The sequence below is a fragment of the Pedobacter sp. 10L46_2 genome, from assembly GCF_056395165.1.
Genome location: NZ_JBFTIZ010000552.1, coordinates 1 through 1103, shown reverse-complemented (window position 1 = coordinate 1103; position 1103 = coordinate 1). Strand labels below are relative to the sequence as shown.

Below are 1103 nucleotides of genomic sequence, written 5' to 3'. Positions count from 1 at the left end.
TTCATGAGTAACTTCCTTCATTTAAGAAGATAAATATAGCTTAATTGAACCTTTAAAAAAAAGCTAATTTGTGTACCTTTAGCATATATACTAATTTAACTGGTACACCTTATTACTTAATCTAAATTATACGGCAATGAAAAAAATCCTTGTGTTGTGTTCTCTCTCTATTTTTTTATTGTCATGTTCTAGCGTAAAGCAACAGAAATCAGACGGCTGGATTAGTTTGTTCGATGGCAAAACTTTTAACGGCTGGAAAAAAAATCAAAATCCCGAGACCTTTACAATAGAAAATGGTGCGATAAAGGTGGCCGGGCCTGTTTCTCATTTATTTTATGATGGTTCAGTAAGTAATCATAATTTTAAAAACTTTGAATTTAAAGCACAAGTAATGACTAAGCCTGGTGCAAATTCAGGGATTTATTTCCATACCGCTTTCCAGCAGGAGGGATTCCCGGGTAAAGGTCACGAAGTTCAGGTAAACAACTCTCACAGTGATTGGCGAAGAACAGGAAGCTTATATGCAGTTCAGGATGTGAAAGAAACTTACGTAAAAGACAATGAATGGTATGAAGAATATATCATGGTTAAAGATAAAAACGTTACCATTAAAATAAACGGGAAAACGGTTGTCGAATATACTGAGYCGGATAATGTTGCAAAGGAAAATATTGGAGGCAAAGCTATTTCTGACGGTACCTTTGCTTTACAGGGGCATGATCCGGGTAGTGTAATCTATTATAAAGATATTATGGTTAGGCCGTTGCCCAACTAATTAAATAAAATATGAATAATTTGAAGATTGGCTGGGCTGGGCTTGGCAATATGGGCAGTGCTATGGCTGCAAACTTGCTGAGGGCAGGATACGAAGTACGAGTTTACAACAGGAATAAGGATAAAGAAAAGGAATTGACAAGTGCAGGCGCGCAATCTGCTAAAGATCTGCGTGAATTGGTTGATTCTTGTGATGTTGTTTTTACCATGTTATCTGATGATCATGCTGTAAAGGAAGTTTATAATGAAACCAATGGCCTTTTATCTGGAGAAAACTCAGGTAAATTGTTAATTGATATGAGTACTGTCGCTCCGGAAACATCAAGATA

At 36.3% G+C, this 1103-nt stretch carries 2 protein-coding genes; both read left to right on the top strand.

Features of this window, described 5'->3' with window-relative positions; genetic code table 11:
• Positions 1 to 136: 136 nt before the first annotated feature.
• On the top strand, positions 137 to 775 hold the full coding sequence (locus AC1DDX_RS27740; RefSeq protein ID WP_477623079.1) for a 3-keto-disaccharide hydrolase: 639 nt from the start codon (positions 137 to 139) through the stop codon (positions 773 to 775).
• A gap of 11 nt (positions 776 to 786) precedes the next feature.
• A partial coding sequence (locus AC1DDX_RS27735) for an NAD(P)-dependent oxidoreductase (RefSeq protein WP_477623078.1) occupies positions 787 to 1103 on the top strand: 317 nt, incomplete at its 3' end.